This is a genomic window from Bacteroides sp. 1001302B_160321_D4 (genome assembly GCF_015667765.1).
Classification (GTDB): domain Bacteria; phylum Bacteroidota; class Bacteroidia; order Bacteroidales; family Bacteroidaceae; genus Bacteroides; species Bacteroides xylanisolvens.
The window spans coordinates 1-20,978 of record NZ_JADPLO010000038.1 but is presented as its reverse complement, the minus strand read 5'-3'; the positions used below and the strand labels follow the sequence as shown (position 1 = coordinate 20,978).

The following is a 20,978-nucleotide window of genomic DNA, read 5'->3' as shown; positions in this document are numbered from 1 at the left end:
ATAATTAGCCTAATAGAAAACTAAAAAAATGAATATTCTCTTTATTGAATTACATAATAATAATCCTTTTAGTGTGACGTGTGGTTCTATACAACGTTCCAATCTTCTTATACAAGCATGCGCTCAGATTGCCCATGTCGATGTTGTTGTTTTCAATAATGATGATGTAAATCTCAATATTAAGAATTGCGATGTGATATATTGTAATGATTGCAATAAAGATAGACGAAGCAAACTCTTAGAGTTTTGGAGAAAAATATATTGCCTGTTTGGTTCAGGTGAATTATATTTTGAAATGAAGAATAAAGAAATAGAGCAAGCATTAGACAATATTATATTGAAAGGTAGATACGATAGAATAGTGATTAGATACATTCCAGATGCAGTTCGATGTGGATTGGTAAAATATTCAGATAGGCTCGTTGTTGATGTGGATGACAGTCCTGTTTCAATACGTCGTAATCGTGTTAAACATAGCAAGACGATCATACACAAATGGTATAATCATATTATTTATCATCATTCTACAAAGAATCTTGCTTTGTTATTGGAGAAATTAAAACATTCTTTCTTTTCTAATAAAGATGAAATTATAGGTTATAAGTCCTCCTATTTACCCAATGTACCTTTCTATGATGAAAGGCATGCGGATTTTTGTGATTTTGAGAATAGTAATAATAAGATTCTATTTGTGGGCTATTTAACTTTTGGAGCTAACATAAATGGTTTGAATAGATTTTTCAATTGCGTATATCCGCTTATTATAAAAAAAATCCCCAATGTTGTAGTAACCATTGTAGGAAAGTGTAATTTGAGTCAATTGGGAGAATGGAAGCATTATCGAAATGTAGTGATAAAGGGGTTTGTTGAAGATTTAAGCGCTGAGTATGCCAATGCGCGCGTGGTTGTTGCACCTATATACGAAGGTGCGGGAACAAATATAAAAATATTAGAAGCTATGCAAATGCTCAGACCTTGTGTTACAACATTTGAAGGTTCAAGAGGCTTTACAGACGTTTTTACGTCTAATGTAGATTATTTAGTTAGTATGACTGACCAAGAATTTGCAGAAAATGTGGTCAGTTTGCTACAAAACAAGGAAAAAAATCATATGATTGCCCAAAATGCAGATTTAAAATTGAAAGCAAATTTCTCTAAACAAGCATTTTTTGAAAAACTAAAAAGAAATATTTGAATGATAGACGTTTCAATTATCATTCCTATTTACAATAGGGAAAGCACATTAGGATATTGTTTGGATAGTGTGGCCAATATAAGATATAAAAATTATGAAATCATATTGATTGATGATGGTAGTACAGATGGAAGTGCTACCTTATGCAAGGAATTTTGTAAAACTCATCTTGAAGCTCAATATTATTATAAAAAAAATGGCGGTGTATCGTCGGCACGTAATTTGGGTATAGAAAAAGCGAAAGGAAAGTGGATAACCTTTGTTGATTCTGATGACGCAGTACGACCTGAACATTTGGATATAGTATCTTTCAAAGCGAATTATGATAAGGATTGGCTAATAGAATCGTTTAGTCCGATACACGAAAATGACATAAGCAAAGGTAATATAGAGTTGCGGCCATTAAGCGATTTGCGAGAAGAATCCTTTGCACCCGCAGTATATTATTTTAAGGACCTGCTACAGACTGATACACAAATGTTTAGTGTGTGTGGAAAATTTTTCAGGTCTGAAATATGCTATCAGCATCATATATCATTCCGCAAAGATGTTAATTTTGGAGAAGATCAAATTTTCATTTTAGACTATCTCCGATATATTAAGAATATGGTACACTACCCTAAGATGTATACTTATGTACAAGTAGATAGGCTTATTGTAGGAAAAGGACAACGGCTCACTTCTAAAGTATTGCCTTTGGAGGAATATTATAATGCAATATATCAAAATTATGAAGCATTTCGTACGCTTGACAGTTTGGCTGAAAATTATAATATCTCTTATTGTGTCAATAATCTAGTATATGGTATGACTACATTTGCTTTGATTAACTATTGCCGACGGAAACATGCTTGCTTGTTAAAGACTGGTGAGTTGATTGCCTTTATGCGAAATTCGGTGAGGCCATTGTTTATAAGTGTACTTCCTTATAAAAGATACATAAAGGAACAGCAAAAATATTATATCTATGTCATTTATTCTTTAATTGCATTCGACCATTGCTGGATAGCCTTGGCTCTCTGTTACTCATATTGCTGGTATAGGTCGTTGAAATCAAAAATAAGGTTTTAGAATTCGTAAATAGTAAGATTCATTCATTTAAATAATATGCCATTAGTATCTATTATCGTTCCTGTTTATAATCGAGAATGTTCTATATTGTTTTGCCTCAGTAGTTTGGCAAATATGAATTGTCAAGATTTCGAGGTTATCGTTGTAGATGATGGTAGTACTGACCATTCGGCTACACTTTGTGACAATTTTTGTTCATCTCATAGCAATTTTCGTTGTATTCACCAATCCAATGGTGGCGTATCTAATGCCCGTAATCATGCATTGCAGGAGGCAAAAGGAAAGTGGGTTACTTTCGTTGACTCAGACGATGCCGTGCGTCCAGAGCATTTAGATGCTTTAGTATGTGAGTCCTTGTCTGGAGCAGACTTGATTGTTACAGCATTTACAATGGTAGGTACTGTTAGTGGCGAATTCACTATTGATACTCTGCCCGAATGGGCAGAGCACCGCAGCGAATCGGTTCAAGTGGTTCGATATATGTTCACGGATTTTGCCCCATGTCGAAATCCTTTATTTTCGACATGGGGCAAGTTTTTCAAACTTGCCCTGTGTCATAAACACAATATAAAGTTTAATGAATCTTTGTCACTTGATGAAGATCTACTTTTTGTAAGTTCTTATCTGTTGTATGCCACACATGTTGTGCATTATCCAGAGGCTCGTACCTATTTATTCCTTGATTGGGGAGGGGAACATATGAGTGGTCTCGTTCGTCATCCAGAGGTTTATTTAACAGGTTTGGATGCCAATTTTGCTGCATTTGGTGAATTATATGATAAGGGAGGGGATGATGTGAAGAACTATGCACAGCATTATTATGTAGGAAATATAGTGCGCCGTATTGTGATGAACTACACAAGTCCACGACATTCGAGAAAACTGAAAAAGCATGAGTTGAGAAATTTTGTTGCTAATCAACTTGTCAAACGCTTTGCCTCTATTGAGCAGGATGAAATTGTGGTCACTACAGATATTAGTCAACCTATGGTACGCTTGTTCAGGCTTATCAAAGCAGGACATATCTCAAGGGCTTTATTTTATGCTAAATGGCTGAATGTAAAGAAAGCGATAGGATTCAAATTGAATAAAATGTACCAATTCAATTAATAATCAGGTGTAATGAGGAATTATTCTTTTGATGTACTCAAACTGTTTTTAGCACTTTTGGTGGTATTTATTCATATACATGTACCTTGGAGAGAGGTTATTTTACCTCTTACAAGATGTGCTGTGCCGTGCTTCTTTATGATTTCCGGTTATTTTCTGTATAATTTGGATATGGAGAATATGAAAAAAAAACTTCGAAAAGGTATTATGCGTATGCTATATATAATTTCCCTCTCCAATATGCTTTATATTATACCATGGTTGAATCATTATATGAAAATGTCTGATTCTTTTCAACTAGGGTGGGGAGATGTCGCCCATTTTCTCATATTAGGGATTCCGTTATTCAATCCTGAAGGTGTACACTTATGGTATTTGCAAGCATACTTGTATGTATTGATAGCGTTATATGTCTTGTTGCATAAATCATATTTCAATCGTATATTGAGCATTGCAGTACCGTTATTGTTTATATCTCATCTCTTATGGAAGCATATTGTGCCGATGTTTGTTACAGACGATACACTGACATTTGCCTTTCTTGGATACTTCCCTGCATATCTATCTATCGCCTTTCCTGCTGTGGGGCTGGGAATACTTATTAAAAAGTATCAGGCTAAAATTAATTGCTATCTTGATGATAAAGATTGCTGGATTCTATTGATTGTCTCTGTAATAATGTGTTATATAGAGAGCTTTATACTTAGAACATTAGGTATTGTTAATGCGGGCGATATATTGGTTTTCACTCCTTTTGTGGCTTTTGCATTAGTGATGATTACTTTATTTACTCCTATGAGAAGTTCTAATGTAATGTCGAAATGGGGTGAGAAATACTCGTTATATGTGTATATCTATCATCCGTTCGTGGGGTTTGTCATAGGGTCGATACGAGAGGATATGCCTCCTTTTATGGGTAGTGTATATCATTGGTTTTCTCCTATAATAATATTCTTTATCTGCATAATAGTTTCAATGATCACATTAAGTATACAAAACTATTTAAACACACACAGGGTATTATGAAGAATTGTCGCTTATTATATATTGATATCTTGAAAAGTCTAGCTATCTTGATGGTTATAATGGGACATTTTGCAATCTATGTCTTTGGCATTACACCTTCGGAACTCGTTTGGAGTATTATATACTCCTGCCATGTTCCTTTGTTTATGTTCTTGTCAGGGTATGTCCTTTCGAAAACACCAAATTTTCACAAGGCACTGAAATCAATTGGTTACTATATTTGATTGGTAAGTGTTCCGGTAAACTAAGCTTTAAATACTTGGATTTTGCTTTAAGAGTGGGTATGTGGTTGATAATAAAAGGTTTGTGCCTTGCGTTGGGAGAACCTAACTCCAAAATGTCCTTATTATCACTTTATCCATTATACTGGCTATATCTTATAAAAGGTTATTTACTGAGAAAATATAATGTACTGGAAAAGACTGCTACTTACCATGGCACAATTATGATAGTCTGCGTGGTAGTCTATGTGTTGTTGATGTTTATGGTAAATAAAGGGTTATACTTCCCTTTTCAAGGAATGATAAAAGGATTCGTAGCAATAGTGGGCTTGCTTCTGTTTACAATGAGTATAGATTTTTCATTCAATGAAAAGAAGTTGTGTATGGTATCATTGGGTACATGGACATTAGATATTTATATATACCATTACTTTTTCCTAATATAATTAACCGATAAAATGACAGATGGGGGGGTTGTTGATTGGTTCAATGAGTTTCATAGTCCTTTTCTTTAGACCTCTATATATGTAGTTTTATTACTCTTTATTGCTTTGTTATGTCATGCTGTGGGAATGATGATAAGCAGAATAACTCTTTTTAATAAAATCGTGTATGGGCAGTTCTGATATAAATAGATTACCGAAAATATCAATAGTAGTTCCTGTTTACAAAGCGGAATGTTTTGTAGGGAAGCTGATAGAGTCAATACAAGCGCAAACTTTTTGTGATTGGGAACTTCTGCTTATCATTGACGGCAGTCCGGACTACTCTGCAGAAATATGTAAGCAATATGCAGCTACCGACAAGCGCATAAGAAGTATTGAACAAGAAAATCGGGGGGCACATGGAGCAAGGCTGCGTGGTTGTCAAGAAACAAGAGCTCCTTATATAACTTTTGTTGATGCGGATGATACACTGCCGCCTTATAGCCTCCAGTTGATGTACGACGAGATCATTAAGGGGTATGATATAGTGAAGGCTAAGCCTTGCGACAAGATGAACATTGTTCAATCTGTTTTTGAAAGGCAAGAGTTGGATAGCGATCAATTTGTACAAGGTGTTTATTTGGGTGATTTAGCTCCCTATCTTTGGGGGACTCTCTATCGTCGGGAACTCTTTGATGATTATATATTCCAACTTTGCATTGAGAATAAACTATTGATAGGAGAAGATTGGATAACAAATCTATATGTCGGTAAAAGAGTAAATAAAGTCCTTAGTTTAAATATAGGTGTCTATTATTACAATGACAACCCGAACAGTATGATGCATACTGTTGCAATGTCAGATGAGTATGGAAAGCGCATCCATAATGTGAATCTAAGTATTATCGGGAATGACCCCAAATGGGATTATATGAAACAACTAAAGGCTGCGGCTTGCATTTCAGATTTTTTTAGTCCTACTCGTTCTTTTTCTCATGAACGTTATGTGCAATTACGCACCTTTATCGATAAATATGGGGTAGAACCATTATGGCCTTATGTCAATAAGCGTTATTTGAAATGTTTCCAGTTGGAATGGATGTACAGACTTTATACATGGTGTTACAGAAAAGTTAAGTCAGTATTGAAGGTGAAAAAAAAATTAATAGATTAGTTATGCCGCAATTTCTAATATCAGTAAATAATTCCTGTATACAATGTTGCTCCATATATTGATAGCGATGACTGGATTGAACCAGATGTTATGTATGATAAAGCAGTCTGTGAGTATGCAGAAGTGGCATGCTATGAAGTTCTATCGACACCATGCTTTATGTAAAGAACATATTGATGAGATTCTTTTTAATGATCTATATTCTTTGTGGTTGACCACCTTAATGAAATAGCTAATAGTAGTTGTTTTGAAAAGATTGTGAACCTTAATTTATTTCAAAAACTTTCGTGGAGAGTAAAACCAAGTGGGGAGCTTTGTACTTATTGTAATAAGTTGGTGAAATTACTTGATTGATAATTGTAATTTGTAAAATGCCTAAAGTTTCTGTAATTATACCAGTTTATGGTGTGGAACCGTTTATAGAACGGTGTGCTCGTTCGCTTTTTGAACAGACGTTGGAGGATATGGAATTCATTTTTGTGGATGATTGTTCGCTGGACAAAAGTGTTGAAATCTTAAATCAGGTAGTAAGTGAATATCCCGATAGAAACGTGTCTGTTTGGAAACAACCGATCAATAGCGGTGTGTCGGCTGTTCGCGAATTGGCACTCTCTAAAGCAACAGGTAAGTATATAGGTTTTTGCGATAGTGACGATTGGGTGGAGCCAAACATGTATGAAAAGTTGGTGGAAGCTGCCGAGGTCCAAGATGCAGATGTGGTGGGGTGTGGGTTCTGGGAACATAGTATTGTCGGTATAACAGAGCACACCTTTTCGCATCGTGATGACAGTAGGGAGATTATATTGTCTCCATACTTTTTTGGGGGCATTTATGGTGCTTTGTGGAACAAATTGATAAGAAAGGATTTCTTTGATTTTGCTTCGCAAGATTTGTGGAAAGGCCTCTCGATGTGGGAGGATAGTTGTATACTGATTCCACTCAGGCTTCGTTCTTCAAAAACGATATTCTTGGATGGTTGTCTCTATCATTATAATGTCAATGCAAACAGTATGACCACGAAATTTTCTATGAAAAAAGTAAATGATGCTATAGAGGCTACTCGAAGATTGGAACGCTATTTTCATACTGAAGGTCTTGCCGGTGAAGCTTCATCTCTTATCAATTATTTGAAAATAGCATCCAAGGAAGTGTTGCTCCGTTTTCCTAAAAGAGAAAATGTAGAGAGATGGAAAGGTGTTTTTCCAGAGGTAAAATGGCAAGTAATGTATTATCCTCATTGGAACTTTTTTCTCAAAATAAGGGCTTTGTTAGTATCCTTTCTTCCTATAAGAATGGGGATGCTGTTGTTGAGATTAAAGAAAAAGTAAAGTGTTGAACAATTCTGTTTTTTCTATAATGAAAGGTGTTGCCATTGTTAGTGTAGTAGCAGGTCATTGTACTCCTATTCCTGCAATAGAAGTTTTTGTTAATCAATATCATTTGGCAGTATTCTTTTTTGTGGCAGGTTTCTTTTTCAAGGAGAAATATACGGTTACACCGATGATTTTTATTCGGAAAAAGTTGAAACGACTCTACGTTCCATTTGTCGTTGCCGGGATAGTTTGTCTATTATTGCACAATCTATTCTATCAATTAAATATTTACGGCACTGAATTGACGATGTCACAATTCAAGAAAGAAGTATTCGATACAACTATAAGGATGGTATCCCATGAACAATTGATGGGGGCTATGTGGTTTTGCCCAGCTATGTTTATGGTATCAATCATTGGGCTGGCGGGATTTAAAGTTGCATCTATATCAAGATGGAAAATTTCTTTATTGGCGAAACAATCTGCGGTATTTGCGCTGATAGTCTTTATTGGTAGTGCATGCTTATATCTGTTTCATCTAAAAAGTCCATATTGTATTTGGCAGTATATGATTATTTCGGGTATATTTTTCGAAGGTTATCTATTTGGTAAGCTATTACCAAGAATCTTAATAAAAGTAAAAAATGCAGTCTTATTCGTGCTGTTTGTTGTACTGATACTTCTCTTAACACAATGGGGTGTTTATGGACGTTTGCAGCCGGATAGAATCAATGAAGAGAATCCTCTTCTTGTTTTGTTTATTGGAATGGCTGGAGCTATAATGGTATATTTATTGGCTAAAATGTTAGAGAATTATAAAATGGGGAAGTGGATAGCTATATGTGGTGAGTATAGTTTTAGTATTATGTTGCTACATTTTTTAAGTTTTAAACTAGTGAATCTGTTTCAATGTTGGTTTTATGGATATCCTTTAAGGAAAATAGCAGACTTCCCTTTCATTTCATTCGATGTTAGTGCGTGGATGATTTTTTATGTATTGTCGGGCACAATTATACCTATAGTTTTGTCTAAGGGCTTGCATTTAGTAATCTCTAAAGTAGGCAGATTTCGTACTTGATTTTTAATCAGTTTATAATGACGTTAAAACAGATTTATAGGTTGTATCCTAAGAAAGTGTGGATGCTAACCTTGATTACTTTTATTTTTATTGCACGCAAAACTCTCTTTAACGTGGCACGTGAAGTAGGTAATTATGCGACAACTGTAGATAGTGGGACTTCTTTGGCTCTTTTAGGCATTTCGATGTCGATGATTATGATTGTTCAGAACTCATCTAAAATAAGTCGGTTCTCATCGAAGGTGTTCCCGTTTTTGGCATATTATATTTTTGCTACTCTTAGCTTTTTATGGGCGGGGAGTGTAAGTACAATTTTATTTAAAGGAGTTGAGGTATTATGCAGTTTTATAATAGTAAGTTTAACCATTTATTATATCCGTAGCCTGAAACAGGCTCTTTTGTATATTGTGTTATTGGCTACTGCAAGTACGGCGATGGAGATGATGAATAAGATCATAAAGTTTGGATTTAGTTACTTTCATACTAATGCCTATACTATGGTTTCTATGATAGCTTTATTGCTATTGTTGAGTGCTGTAAAACATAAGATCTTTTCTTTTAAAGAGATGAAATTTCTTATCTTTTACAATGCCTTTATGTTGGTTATAGGTACCAGTTCGGCTTCTTATATTTCATTTATTATCGGTTTAGTCATTTTGATGTCATCTCAATATAAGAGGGGGATGAATGTAGGTATTGTTGTTTTTATATGTATTATTTTGTATTTTATCTATTCTTACTTTCAGGATTTTATATTTGAACTTCTTTTTCCAGGACGTTCCATGGAAAAAATTGAAAATGGTTCGGGGCGAAAAGCTATTTGGGAGGCTGCTTTTAAATTATGGGACGAAAATCCACTTATGGGTAATGGTCTTATTGTGGGGGAGCGTCGTATTGTAGAGTATATTGGTCTTGCAGTCATTTCTGCTCACAACTCTTTTATATCAGTATTGGTTAATACTGGCATTGTGGGCATGGTGATATTTATGAACTTCTTATTTAGATGGTTTTTAAAGGTTTATCGTTATCTATCTACCAATAGATATGCTCTTATTCTCTTACCTGCTATGGTAGCTACTATCGTTAATTGTAATGCTTTTCCTGCCATAGGTTCTGACTGGAACTATGTAGCACCTACTGTATATGCATTAATCGCTTTTGCTTTTATAAAAATTAAAAAATATGAAGATAACATGGGTTACTAGGAGCTTTCTTGATTATCGCATACCGGTTTTTAAGGCTCTTGATGAAATGTCTGGTCATCAACTCACAGTGATATATTATAAAGATATTCCCCCGCAACGCACACAGGATAAATTAAAGAAGGTGTTGGGAGAACGAGCTATTGCACGTGAAAGGGAACTGCGGATCGGTAATAGACCTAAGGTGGATAATGCTTCAAAAGCTAACTCCAGCATCCGTATTCCTCTTAGTCCAGGTCTTATCAAACAGGTAATGCAAACAAAACCTGATGTGCTGGTGTCTGACGGATTTATGCAATGGACTTATGCTGCTCTTGTTACACGATTTTTAAAGGGAGTACCACATGTGATGTGCTATGAACGTACGAAGCATACAGAACGGAATGCAGGCAAATTACGTACTGCTTATCGTAAGTTTGTGTCTCATTGGATTGATGCTATTGATTGTAATGGTGTGCAGACAGAAGAGTATCTTGCAGAGATTGGTTATCCGAAAAATAGATTGACTCATGGGCATATGGTAGCTGATGTGGTTGGATTGAGTAAAGCTGTGGCTGAAACGTCTGATGATGTTGTTTCAACTCTTCGAGCTATGTTAGGCTGCAAAAACACCATGATATTATTCGTAGGGCAATTGATTCCTCGAAAGGGAGTTAAAGAACTTATAGAGGCTTGGTGCTCTCTCAAGGAGATGGAAGAGAGTGATGTCACATTAGTCTATGTAGGAAAAGGTGCACAAATGGGTGAAATTGAGCAATTGATTACGGTTAAAAATATTCCTGATGTAGTGTTAGTTGGTGCAGTGGATTATGACTTGATAGCTCCTTATTATAAAGCGGCAGACTGTTTTATTATTCCTACCCTAGAGGATAATTGGAGTTTGGTGGTACCAGAGGCTATGGCGTGTAATTTGCCAATAGCTACATCAAAGTATAATGGTTGTCATCCGGAATTGGTGCATCCTGAAAATGGATGGGTATTCGACCCTTTAGATAAAGATAGTATAGTGAGGACATTACAAGAGATAGTGAAGCATTCAGCCGATCTAAAGCAGATGGGTGAAGTGTCACGTGAGATTGTATCGCATTATACACCTGAACGCGCTGCACAAAGTATCATGGATGCTTGCTACATTGCTATTAATCATAGGAAGAAATATGGAAAATAAAATAGGGGTTATCATTGTCTCCTATCATAACCCTAAAGGTACAAGAAATTATATTAAAGAGCAACTCTCTAAATTATCTACATCATATACTGTTGTAGTGGTAAACGTAGCGGCTACTTTGTATGATAGTATAGAGTTAGCGACTCAATGTGAATTAACTTTTGTAGATGATCCATGTAAAAGGCTGGATGAAACAAAACAAAGATATCTTATATGGAGTCAGGAAAACTTGGGATATGCTAAGGGAAATAATTTAGGCGTTAACTTTCTGGAGAGAATTGGAAATTTTGCTTATTATTTGTTCTCTAATGATGATATTGAGATAAGGCAAAGTAACATTTTGGATTATCTAGCACACAAACTTTCAGAAAATAATGAGATGGGATGTATAGGTCCTCGTATCTTAGGACTTGACAAATGTGACCAATCACCACACGATCGCTATGTGTCACCTTATCGTACTATAGGGTGGAACTTATTTCCTTTTCTTCGAAAGAAGAAAAATATAAATATCCCTACTACGTCATTAAGACTTAATGCTCATTATACTTATTGGGTGTGTGGGGCATTTATGATGGTAAAAGCAGAAGCCTTTAAGAAGGCTGGAATGTTTGATAATGTTACTTTTTTATATTTCGAAGAAGTTATATTGGCAGAACGATTAGTAAGTGTAGGTTACAAAGTCTATTTTGACCCTGCTGTAGAGGTACTTCATTATGAAGGTGGTAGTAGTGGTACTTTTTCAAAGCAAAAACGACGATTACTTTTGAATAGCCAAATTTTGTATTATCGTAAATATAAACATATTTCTACACCTATTCTTTGGCTGTACCAATTTTCTTATTTTATCCATAACATACTATATAAAATGTAACTTAAAGTTAGATGAAAATTAATACACTAACGACTTATGATGTTTATAATTATGGAGCATCATTGCAAGCTTATGCTTTGCAGCAATATCTTATAAATTTAGGACATCAGGTGGAAATTATTAACTATCAGCCCGATTACTTAACTCGTAAGTATGATTATAAATGGGTGAACCCGGAATCAAAGTTGAGTAAGCATGCATTGACGCGTTTTGTCTATCGTATTATGAAATATTTGCAAAGAAAAACGACTATGGGGAGAAAAAAAGTATTTGATGAATTTAATCATCAAGTATTGAAGGAAACTGCCACAAAATATACTTCTTGTGACGCTATTTGTCAGAATCCTCCGCAAGCGGATTTGTATTTGGTAGGCAGTGATCAAGTCTGGAATGTGTTTTATGAAGCAGGTCGTGATCCTGTTTTTTATCTTGACTTTGTAAAGAAAGGATATAAGGCTTCGTATGCAGCAAGTTTTTCTTATTTGGATATCGATTCGGAAAACAAAGCTCGTATCAAGACTTCGCTTGATACTTTTGATGCAGTTTCAGTACGTGAGGTACATGGTTTGGCAATACTGAAAGATATGGAGATAGAAGGAACATGGGTGCTAGATCCTGTGTTTTTGCTTTCAGCGGAACAATGGAAGGAAATGATGGCGCCTACTGCTTCTACAGAAGATTATCTATTGATTTATGATTTTGAGGGTAACCAAGAATTGAAGTTGTTTGCAAAAGAGTATGCTCGTAGACATAATCTGAAAATTTACGCAATAGCTGATACATATCCATTGTTGTATGCTGATAAGAATTTAATGAAAGCCGGTCCGAAGGAATTTGTATCAATGATATATCATTGTAAGGCATTTATCTCCAATTCATTTCATGGCACTGCATTTTCAATACTTTTCAATAAGCCGGTATTTGTGTTCAATCGCCACCGACATAAGGTAAATTCGCGCATGCAAAGTTTGATGACACTTTTTGGACTAAACGATTGTATCCTTACTTCACAGAAAGAGTGGGAGGCAGCTTATGATTATCTTTTCAATTTTTCATATATAAATAGTATTAAAGAGACTGAATTGGTGAAGTCTAAGGCTTTCATTGATAATCTATTAATGAAATGTAGCAAGGAGAGTTTATAATGGATATTTCAATTGTAATTCCTGTTTATAATGCTGTACCTTTATTGGAGCGTTGTTTGGACTCTATTTTCAATCAAACTACATTATATTCCTATGAGGTGATATTGGTGGATGATGGCAGTACGGATAATTCGGTAGAGGTTATTAAAGCTAGACCTGAAAAAAATATTGTATTGTATCAACAACAGAATGCGGGACCATCAGCGGCTCGTAACAAAGGGGTGGAATTATCAAAAGGTCGCTATTGTGCTTATTTAGATGCGGATGATTATTGGGAGCAAGGTTTTATAGAGAAGACAGTTGCGTTCCTTGATAAGCATCTTGATTGTGTGGCTGTGAATGTGGCTCAGTGTCACCTAACAGTTTCTGGCTCATCTATAGTTCCTATTTGTTATGCGCAATATAAAAAGCCATTTATATTGGATGACTTTTTCTCGTTTTGGGCGGACAATATGCATGTTTGTACGGGTAGTGTAGTGATTCGCAAGGAAGTTATCGTGGACATTGGTGGTATGCGTAAAGATTTGCGTATTACTGAAGATTTAGAGTTTTGGGGAATGGTGGCGACATATGGTAAATGGGGATTCATTCCTGAAATTCTTTTTGTAAGTGATGGTGTTGATGTGGCTCGTACTCAGGGATGGCTCAATAAGATGATGATACGTTGGAATAATGCTCCGAATATTGTTGATTGGGAGCAACGTATTATAAAGCGTTTGCCTGTTACATTGCCTCTTGGTTTTCTAAGAGCTCGTGGACGTATCTCACGCAATCTTACCTACTGTCAACTATTATCTGGTAGGTTGGGATTAAGCCGCAATGAAGCATTAAAATATGGCATGTATTTCCTAAAAGATCCCATTGGTAGGTTGATGAATCTAGCTAAATATACGCCAATAACATGGTGGATGTTAGCTAAATGCCTACAGTATAGAGAATATAATAGAAAGTAAACTCTAATTTATGCTTTACAATAGTTTTGTGTTTCTACTATTTTTTCCAATAGTAGCAGTGGTCTTTTTTGTCTTGCCGCATAAGGTAAGACGATGGTATTTGCTTATAGTGAGCTATTTCTTCTATATGAATTGGAACCCTACATATGGTCTATTCCTAGCATTTGTAACCTTAGTAAGCTATTTTGGTGCACAGATGATCCATAAGTATGTAAGTTGCCAAGACAATAAGAGAGGAAGAAGCGCCTTGACAAGTACACTACTACTTTGCTTTTCAGGATTATTTGTTTTTAAGTATCTCAATTTTTTTAACGATTCTGTTTGGAGTCTACTCTCACTGATTGGTATCCGCATGGAGGTGGCACATATAGAGTTACTGTTGCCAGTAGGTATTTCATTTTATACTTTCCAGGCATGTGGCTATGTGATAGATGTATACAGGCAGAAGATTGTACCAGAGAATAACTTTGGTACATATGCGTTGTTCATCTCTTTTTTTCCACAGATTGCAGCAGGTCCTATTGGGAGAGCCAAGGAGTTGTTTCCACAGTTCAAAACGGAGCATTATTTTAATAGAGAAGATATAACGAAGGGGCTACGTTGGATGCTGTGGGGGTACTTCATGAAGGTTGTGGTAGCGGATAGATTAGCACTTTATACAGATGCTGTGTTTGGTAATATTGCGCACCACACAGGAATGTCGATATTAGTAGCGGCTATACTCTTCACTTTTCAGATTTATTGTGACTTTGCAGGATATTCCTTTATTGCTCTAGGCTGTGCACGTATCATGGGATTTCGTTTGATAGTAAACTTTGAACGACCTTACATGGCTACTAGTGTACAGGATTTTTGGCGTAGGTGGCACATTTCGCTTTCTACTTGGTTTAGGGACTACCTTTACATACCTTTGGGAGGGAGTCGTTGTAGTAAATGGCGTACAAGGATAAATCTAATGATTACTTTCTTAGTGAGTGGATTGTGGCATGGAGCTAGTTGGACTTTCGTGATTTGGGGTGGATTGAACGGTCTCTTTCAAGTGATAGGGAATGTAATGAAACCTGTCAAAGAACGAGTACGCTTGTATTGTAGATTGGAGAAGGGAAATAGATGGCTAAAGGCTTTCAATATATTGGTAACTTTTGTACTGATGATGCTAGCGTGGATTTTTTTCAAGGCACAGACGTTAGGGGATGCGTTACTGACTATTAGTAAGATAGTGATACCTACAGGAGGATTATATAAACCGGACCTCTCTGTATTGCTCTATAGTTTGATGGGTATAAGTGTACTGATAGTTTGTGATGTGTTTGAAGAAAGAAATGGAAGACACCTACTATTAGAAAATCGTTCGATATTTATCCGCTTTGTTTCGTATGTCGCTTTATCGGTGATGATTTTAAGTATAGGGGTGTTTGATGGTGGACAATTTATCTACTTCCAATTTTAAACGATAATGTATATGGGTAAACTAGGCATGAAATATATGAGTAAAGCATTGTTGCTGTTTGTCCTGTTGCTAATGACGGATAGAGGAGTCGGTTATGGCTTGAAATGGATGTATTTTAATCAAAAAGGAGAGGATTTTTATTATACGACTAAAGCGCTTGATAAACAGACGGCAGATTTGGTTATACTGGGGTCATCTCGTGCTCGTAATCATTATAATCCAGAGATATTACAGGACTCGTTGGGCATAAGTTGCTACAATGCAGGACGTAGCGGTTGTTTCTTGGTGTATCAACGGGCACAGTTGGACCTAATATTGGATAGATATACACCGAAGGCGATTATATTAGAGGTGACACCTTATGACATGACGGTAGGGGAAGGGGATTATGATCGCTTATCAGGATTGTTGCCTTATCAACATCATGCTTCATGGCAGAAGGTGATTAGTATAAAAAGTCCTTGGGAAAAATACAAATGTTGGTCAGCCATCTATCCTTATAACTCAAAATTCTTCAAAATGGTGAAGAATTTGAAGGATCGCGGAGTTTTTCATACAAATGGTTTTCAGCCTTTAGAGGGATTTTTGAAAGAAGAGAAAAAGGAATATACAAATAGTGTGACAATTGATAGCCGTAAGGTGGAAGCGATGGAGTATATTATAGAGGTGTGTAAAACAAAGCAAATAATGTTAACCATGGTGACTTCACCTATGTATGCCGATGTGGTGGAGACGAAGTCATTAGTTATTACTGACTCGCTATGCAAGCGAAATAATATACCTTATTATTCTTTCTTGAATCAAGCTGTTTATGATAATCAGAAATTGTTTCATACCATAGACCATTTAAATTCTACAGGTGCAGATAAATTCAGTCGTGAGATAGCACATCTACTCAAAAATAATTTCAATTAATAATGAAACCATCCATTCTTTTTATTCTCCACATGCCACCGCCTGTACATGGTGCGGCCATGATGGGGAAATATATTCATGATAGTAAAATGATAAATGAGACTTTCGATTGTCATTATATCAATCTGGCCACAGCCAAGGATATTAAGGATATCGGCAAAGTGGGACTGAAGAAGCTGATTTCGTTTTTGGAAATGCTGAAATCTATACGTAAAATGGTGAAACAGATAAAAACACAGTTGGTATATGTTACGCCAAATTCGCACGGAATTGCACTCTATAAAGAATTTGTTATTGTACAAATGTTGAAGGGAATGGGGTGTAAGGTGGTGATCCATTTTCATAATCAGGGAGTGAGGACATTTCAAGACCACTGGCCTAATAAGTGGATATACCCACGGCTTTTTAAAGGGGTGAAGGTGATATTACTATCCGAAGCACTTTATGAGGATGTGAGGAAATATGTGGATAGGCAGAATGTACTGATTTGTCCGAATGGTATTCCTGATATAAACTAATGATGATGGATAGCAGGTTTAATATTTTCTTTCTCTCGAACATGATGTTGGAGAAAGGAGTGTGGACGCTACTAGATGCGTGCCATATCTTGAAAGATAGAGGATATGACTTTGTGTGCAATTTCGTAGGAAAATGGAGTGATATTGGCGAGGAGGAGTTTGCCGCCTATTTGCAGAAGCATAGATTAGAGGATGTAGTGGTAGCACATGGTGCGAAGTATGGCAATGATAAGGAGATGTACTGGATGCAGGCAGACCTTTTTATACTTCCTACTTACAATGAGTGTTTCCCTTTGGTTTTGCTGGAAGCAATGCAACATGGTGTGGCTTGCATTGCTAGTCATGAAGGGGGAATAGTGGATATTATTGATGAAGGTGAGACAGGATATATTGTTCCCATGAAGGATGCATTGGCTTTGGCCGAGAAAGTGGCTTATTGTATGGAACATCGTGATCTGTGTCGTGAGATGGGGCGCAAAGGTAGGATGAAATTTGAATGTGAGTTCACGCTGCAACGTTTTGAGGAACGTATGTGTGACATTCTTAAGAAATTGGTATAATATTTTAGAGTAGATATTCATATGATCAAGTTGAAAGAACTTCCTATTGTAGAGAGTGTAGACCAATTAAAAACATTGCCGCAGGGTAAGCTCTTAATAAATACCATAAATGCGCACTCATACAACACTGCACTAAAGGATTCGCTTTTTGCCGAGGCGCTAATAAAAGGAGATGTACTTATCCCTGACGGAGCAAGTATTGTAAAAGTTTGTAAATGGCTAAAGATGCAAAGCCAACCGCGGGAACGAATAGCAGGTTGGGATCTCTTTGTTCTTGAGATGAATCGCCTTAATGAAAAAGGAGGGCGATGTATGTTTATGGGTAGCTCGGAGAATGTTTTGGCATTGATTAAACAACGGGCAGCAGTGGATTATCCGAACTTGGAAGTGGTGACTTATTCACCTCCTTATAAACCAGAATTTTCACAGGAAGATAATGTAGCTATTGTGGCGGCTGTTAATGAGGCAAATCCAGATCTGTTGTGGATTGGTATGACAGCTCCTAAGCAGGAGAAATGGATTTACAGCAATTGGCAAAAATTGAATATTCATTGTCATGTGGGTACCGTAGGGGCGGTGTTTGACTTTTACGCAGGTACTACTGAACGGGCTCCATTATGGTGGCAACAACATTCGTTGGAATGGCTCTACCGATTGATAAAAGAACCTAAGCGAATGTGGCGTAGGTACTTGATTGGTAATGTGTTGTTCTTGTGGAATATTTGTAAAGAGATATAGATTATACAATGACATGAAAGGTATTGTTTTAGCTGGTGGTAGCGGTACGCGTTTGTATCCTATTACCAAAGGCATTAGCAAACAGCTGATTCCTATTTTTGATAAACCGATGATTTATTATCCAATTTCGGTTTTGATGTTGGCGGGTATTCGTGAGATATTGATTATCTCTACTCCACATGACTTGCCGGGATTTAAGCGCTTGCTGGGTGATGGTAGTGATTATGGCGTGAGGTTTGAATATGCAGAACAACCGTCACCTGATGGATTGGCACAGGCCTTTATCATTGGTGAGAATTTTATTGGCAGTGATTCGGTCTGTTTGGTATTAGGTGATAATATCTTTCATGGTAATGGCTTTAGTACCATGTTGAAAGAGGCGGTGTACATGGCAGAAAAGGAGCGGAAAGCTACTGTGTTTGGTTATTGGGTAAGTGAGCCGGAACGCTATGGTGTGGCGGAGTTTGATGACGAGGGTAATTGCCTAAGCATTGAGGAAAAACCTGTACAGCCAAAATCGAATTATGCGGTAGTGGGGCTTTATTTCTATCCTAATAAGGTGGTAGATGTAGCGAAGCACATTAAACCGTCAGCTCGTGGGGAATTGGAGATTACCACTGTGAACCAGCGATTTCTGGAGGATAATGAGTTGAAAGTACAGACACTGGGACGTGGCTTCGCTTGGTTGGATACGGGGACACACGACTCGTTGAGTGAAGCATCGACCTTTATTGAGGTGATTGAAAAACGACAGGGACTGAAAGTTGCTTGTCTGGAAGGTATAGCGTTTAGACAAGGTTGGATTGATGCTAACAAGATGCGTGAGTTGGCCCAACCGATGCTGAAGAATCAATATGGGCAGTATTTGTTGCAGGTAGTAGAGGAAGTGGAACGTACAGGAAAGAGTAATTTATGAATAAAAGAAATATTATCATTACCGGTGGAGCCGGATTTATAGGCAGCCATGTGGTACGTTTGTTTGTGAACAAGTATCCCGATTACCATATTATCAATCTGGACAAGTTGACTTATGCGGGAAATCTGGCTAACTTAAAAGATGTAGAGAATAAACCAAACTACACTTTTGTAAAAGCGGATATTTGTGACTTTGAGATGATGCTGAAGATTTTTAAACAGTATCATATAGATGGGGTCATTCATTTAGCTGCCGAAAGTCATGTGGATCGTAGTATCAGGGATCCGTTTACTTTTGCTCGTACTAATGTTCTTGGAACTCTCTCTTTATTACAAGCTGCCAGGTTAACTTGGGAGTATCTTCCGGAAGGCTATGAGGGTAAGCGCTTCTATCATATTTCAACTGATGAGGTGTATGGAGCATTGGAATTGACGCACCCGGAAGGCAAGTCTTCGGATATATCTGCACACGAAGTATATGGCGATGAGTTCTTCAAAGAGACAACAAAGTATAATCCACACTCACCCTATTCGGCTTCGAAAGCGGGTAGTGATCACTTTGTACGCGCTTTTCATGATACTTACGGTATGCCGACTATTGTGACAAACTGTTCGAACAACTATGGACCTTATCAGTTTCCCGAAAAGCTGATTCCGCTGTTTATTAACAATATTCGCCACCGCAAACCGTTACCAGTATATGGCAAGGGAGAGAATGTGCGCGACTGGCTCTACGTGGTAGATCATGCAAGGGCCATAGATGTGATTTTTCATAAGGGTAAGGTAGCGGATACATATAACATCGGCGGCTTTAACGAGTGGAAGAACATAGACATTATCCATGTGATTATTAAGACTGTGGACCGATTACTAGGTAACCCTGAAGGCCACAGCGAGGAACTGATTACTTATGTAATGGACCGTATGGGACACGACTTACGCTATGCCATTGACTCTACGAAACTGAAGAATGAATTGGGCTGGGAGCCTAGTCTGCAGTTTGAAGAGGGTATTGAGAAGACGGTGCAGTGGTATCTGGATAATCAAGAGTGGATGGATAATATCACCAGTGGTGCCTATGAGAGCTATTACGAGGATATGTATAAGAATAGATAATCTGTATGGAAGTTGTTAAGACAAATATTGAAGGGGTGGTAATCATTGAACCACGTCTTTTTAAGGATGACAGGGGGTATTTTTTCGAATCGTTCTCGCAAAGGGAGTTTGACGAAAAGGTACGTCCCATTAAGTTTGTACAAGATAATGAAAGTATGTCCTCGTATGGAGTGATGAGGGGACTACATTTTCAAACTATGCCTTACAGCCAAAGTAAGTTAGTACGTTGCGTAAAGGGTGCAGTGCTGGATGTGGCTGTTGATATCCGCAAAGGTTCGCCTACCTATGGTCAGCATGTAGCGGTAGAATTGACAGAGGAGAATCATCGTCAATTCTTTATTCCTCGTGGTTTTGCTCATGGTTTTGCTGTATTGAGTGAAACGGCAGTGTTTCAATATAAATGTGATAACTTTTATGCTCCACAACATGATGGAGGTATCAGTATATTAGATGAATCACTTGGCATTTGTTGGAAAATTCCTACTGGTAAGGCTATCTTAAGTGAGAAGGACACTAAGCATCCACTATTGAAAGATTTTGAATCTCCATTTCTGTATGGAGAGGATTTATATAAATAGCATATAATAATAACGATACATGTAGGTCCCTAACTTCATGCTACACACATGAATCCCCTACATTTTGCAGGTTGGGAAAAATACAGCGGTATATTCCTGAACTGTCCCCCTCATATTAGCAAAATGCTGATATGTATTCTAAATATATCAACTGTCTGTGAAGATCGTTGATATATTGTTTTTTAATAGTATGCTTGTTGATTAAAAATAATATTCAGATTTCTAGTTTTGTA

The 20,978-nt window shown here is 36.9% G+C and carries 22 protein-coding genes; all 22 read left to right on the top strand.

Annotated features, from left to right (window positions below; genetic code table 11):
* Positions 1-28: 28 nt before the first annotated feature.
* The gene (locus KFO40_RS15120; RefSeq protein ID WP_118219916.1) at positions 29-1,195 is read left to right on the top strand and encodes a glycosyltransferase; all 1,167 of its coding nucleotides are present in this window, start codon (positions 29-31) and stop codon (positions 1,193-1,195) included.
* Positions 1,196-2,266 carry a glycosyltransferase family 2 protein gene (locus KFO40_RS15115; RefSeq protein WP_118219917.1) on the top strand — a complete coding sequence of 357 codons (1,071 nt, stop codon included), beginning with the start codon at positions 1,196-1,198 and terminating at the stop codon, positions 2,264-2,266. It begins immediately after the preceding gene.
* 36 nt (positions 2,267-2,302) lie between these two features.
* Entirely contained in the window at positions 2,303-3,376 is a 1,074-nt protein-coding gene (locus KFO40_RS15110) for a glycosyltransferase family 2 protein (protein ID WP_118219918.1), read from the top strand.
* A gap of 12 nt (positions 3,377-3,388) precedes the next feature.
* On the top strand, positions 3,389-4,402 hold the full coding sequence (locus KFO40_RS15105) for an acyltransferase family protein (RefSeq protein ID WP_118219919.1): 1,014 nt from the start codon (positions 3,389-3,391) through the stop codon (positions 4,400-4,402).
* Positions 4,399-4,626 carry an acyltransferase family protein gene (locus KFO40_RS25955; RefSeq protein ID WP_118219920.1) on the top strand — a complete coding sequence of 76 codons (228 nt, stop codon included), beginning with the start codon at positions 4,399-4,401 and terminating at the stop codon, positions 4,624-4,626. Before KFO40_RS15105 ends, KFO40_RS25955 begins: the two co-directional genes overlap by 4 nt.
* A 59-nt stretch (positions 4,627-4,685) precedes the next feature.
* Entirely contained in the window at positions 4,686-5,069 is a 384-nt protein-coding gene (locus KFO40_RS15095; protein WP_211146528.1) for a hypothetical protein, read from the top strand.
* A 166-nt stretch (positions 5,070-5,235) separates the two neighbouring features.
* Positions 5,236-6,222, top strand: coding sequence for a glycosyltransferase family 2 protein (locus KFO40_RS15090; RefSeq protein WP_211146527.1), 987 nt, complete (start codon positions 5,236-5,238; stop codon positions 6,220-6,222).
* 371 nt (positions 6,223-6,593) lie between these two features.
* Positions 6,594-7,550, top strand: coding sequence for a glycosyltransferase family 2 protein (locus KFO40_RS15085; protein ID WP_118219923.1), 957 nt, complete (start codon positions 6,594-6,596; stop codon positions 7,548-7,550).
* A 1-nt stretch (position 7,551) separates the two neighbouring features.
* Positions 7,552-8,613, top strand: a complete 1,062-nt coding sequence (locus KFO40_RS15080) for an acyltransferase family protein (protein WP_147393840.1) — start codon at positions 7,552-7,554, stop codon at positions 8,611-8,613.
* A gap of 62 nt (positions 8,614-8,675) precedes the next feature.
* Entirely contained in the window at positions 8,676-9,818 is a 1,143-nt protein-coding gene (locus KFO40_RS15075) for an O-antigen ligase family protein (protein ID WP_211146526.1), read from the top strand.
* Complete coding sequence (locus tag KFO40_RS15070; protein WP_118219926.1) at positions 9,796-10,983, top strand: glycosyltransferase family 4 protein; 1,188 nt, start codon at positions 9,796-9,798, stop codon at positions 10,981-10,983. Before KFO40_RS15075 ends, KFO40_RS15070 begins: the two co-directional genes overlap by 23 nt.
* Positions 10,973-11,857: a glycosyltransferase family 2 protein gene (locus tag KFO40_RS15065; protein WP_211146525.1), complete on the top strand. Its 885-nt coding sequence runs from the start codon at positions 10,973-10,975 to the stop codon at positions 11,855-11,857. Before KFO40_RS15070 ends, KFO40_RS15065 begins: the two co-directional genes overlap by 11 nt.
* Positions 11,858-11,868: 11 nt before the next feature.
* Positions 11,869-13,002 carry a polysaccharide pyruvyl transferase family protein gene (locus KFO40_RS15060; protein WP_118219928.1) on the top strand — a complete coding sequence of 378 codons (1,134 nt, stop codon included), beginning with the start codon at positions 11,869-11,871 and terminating at the stop codon, positions 13,000-13,002.
* Positions 13,002-13,955 carry a glycosyltransferase family 2 protein gene (locus tag KFO40_RS15055; RefSeq protein WP_118219929.1) on the top strand — a complete coding sequence of 318 codons (954 nt, stop codon included), beginning with the start codon at positions 13,002-13,004 and terminating at the stop codon, positions 13,953-13,955. The genes KFO40_RS15060 and KFO40_RS15055 overlap by 1 nt, the downstream gene beginning before the upstream one ends.
* 358 nt (positions 13,956-14,313) lie before the next feature.
* Positions 14,314-15,405, top strand: a complete 1,092-nt coding sequence (locus tag KFO40_RS15050) for an MBOAT family O-acyltransferase (RefSeq protein WP_259327397.1) — start codon at positions 14,314-14,316, stop codon at positions 15,403-15,405.
* Between the two features lie 12 nt (positions 15,406-15,417).
* Positions 15,418-16,320 carry a hypothetical protein gene (locus KFO40_RS15045; RefSeq protein WP_248005592.1) on the top strand — a complete coding sequence of 301 codons (903 nt, stop codon included), beginning with the start codon at positions 15,418-15,420 and terminating at the stop codon, positions 16,318-16,320.
* Positions 16,321-16,322: 2 nt separating this feature from the next.
* Positions 16,323-16,838, top strand: coding sequence for a hypothetical protein (locus tag KFO40_RS25905; RefSeq protein WP_118219931.1), 516 nt, complete (start codon positions 16,323-16,325; stop codon positions 16,836-16,838).
* 5 nt (positions 16,839-16,843) lie between these two features.
* Positions 16,844-17,398, top strand: coding sequence for a glycosyltransferase family 4 protein (locus KFO40_RS25900; RefSeq protein ID WP_081015853.1), 555 nt, complete (start codon positions 16,844-16,846; stop codon positions 17,396-17,398).
* Positions 17,399-17,419: 21 nt separating this feature from the next.
* Positions 17,420-18,136 carry a WecB/TagA/CpsF family glycosyltransferase gene (locus KFO40_RS15030; RefSeq protein ID WP_118219933.1) on the top strand — a complete coding sequence of 239 codons (717 nt, stop codon included), beginning with the start codon at positions 17,420-17,422 and terminating at the stop codon, positions 18,134-18,136.
* A gap of 13 nt (positions 18,137-18,149) precedes the next feature.
* Entirely contained in the window at positions 18,150-19,052 is a 903-nt protein-coding gene (rfbA, locus tag KFO40_RS15025) for a glucose-1-phosphate thymidylyltransferase RfbA (RefSeq protein ID WP_118219934.1), read from the top strand.
* A complete protein-coding gene (locus tag KFO40_RS15020; RefSeq protein ID WP_074637047.1) occupies positions 19,049-20,167 on the top strand; it encodes a dTDP-glucose 4,6-dehydratase in 1,119 nt (372 codons plus the stop codon). Before rfbA ends, KFO40_RS15020 begins: the two co-directional genes overlap by 4 nt.
* A gap of 5 nt (positions 20,168-20,172) precedes the next feature.
* Positions 20,173-20,745: a dTDP-4-dehydrorhamnose 3,5-epimerase gene (gene rfbC, locus KFO40_RS15015; RefSeq protein ID WP_061448649.1), complete on the top strand. Its 573-nt coding sequence runs from the start codon at positions 20,173-20,175 to the stop codon at positions 20,743-20,745.
* Positions 20,746-20,978: the final 233 nt, after the last annotated feature.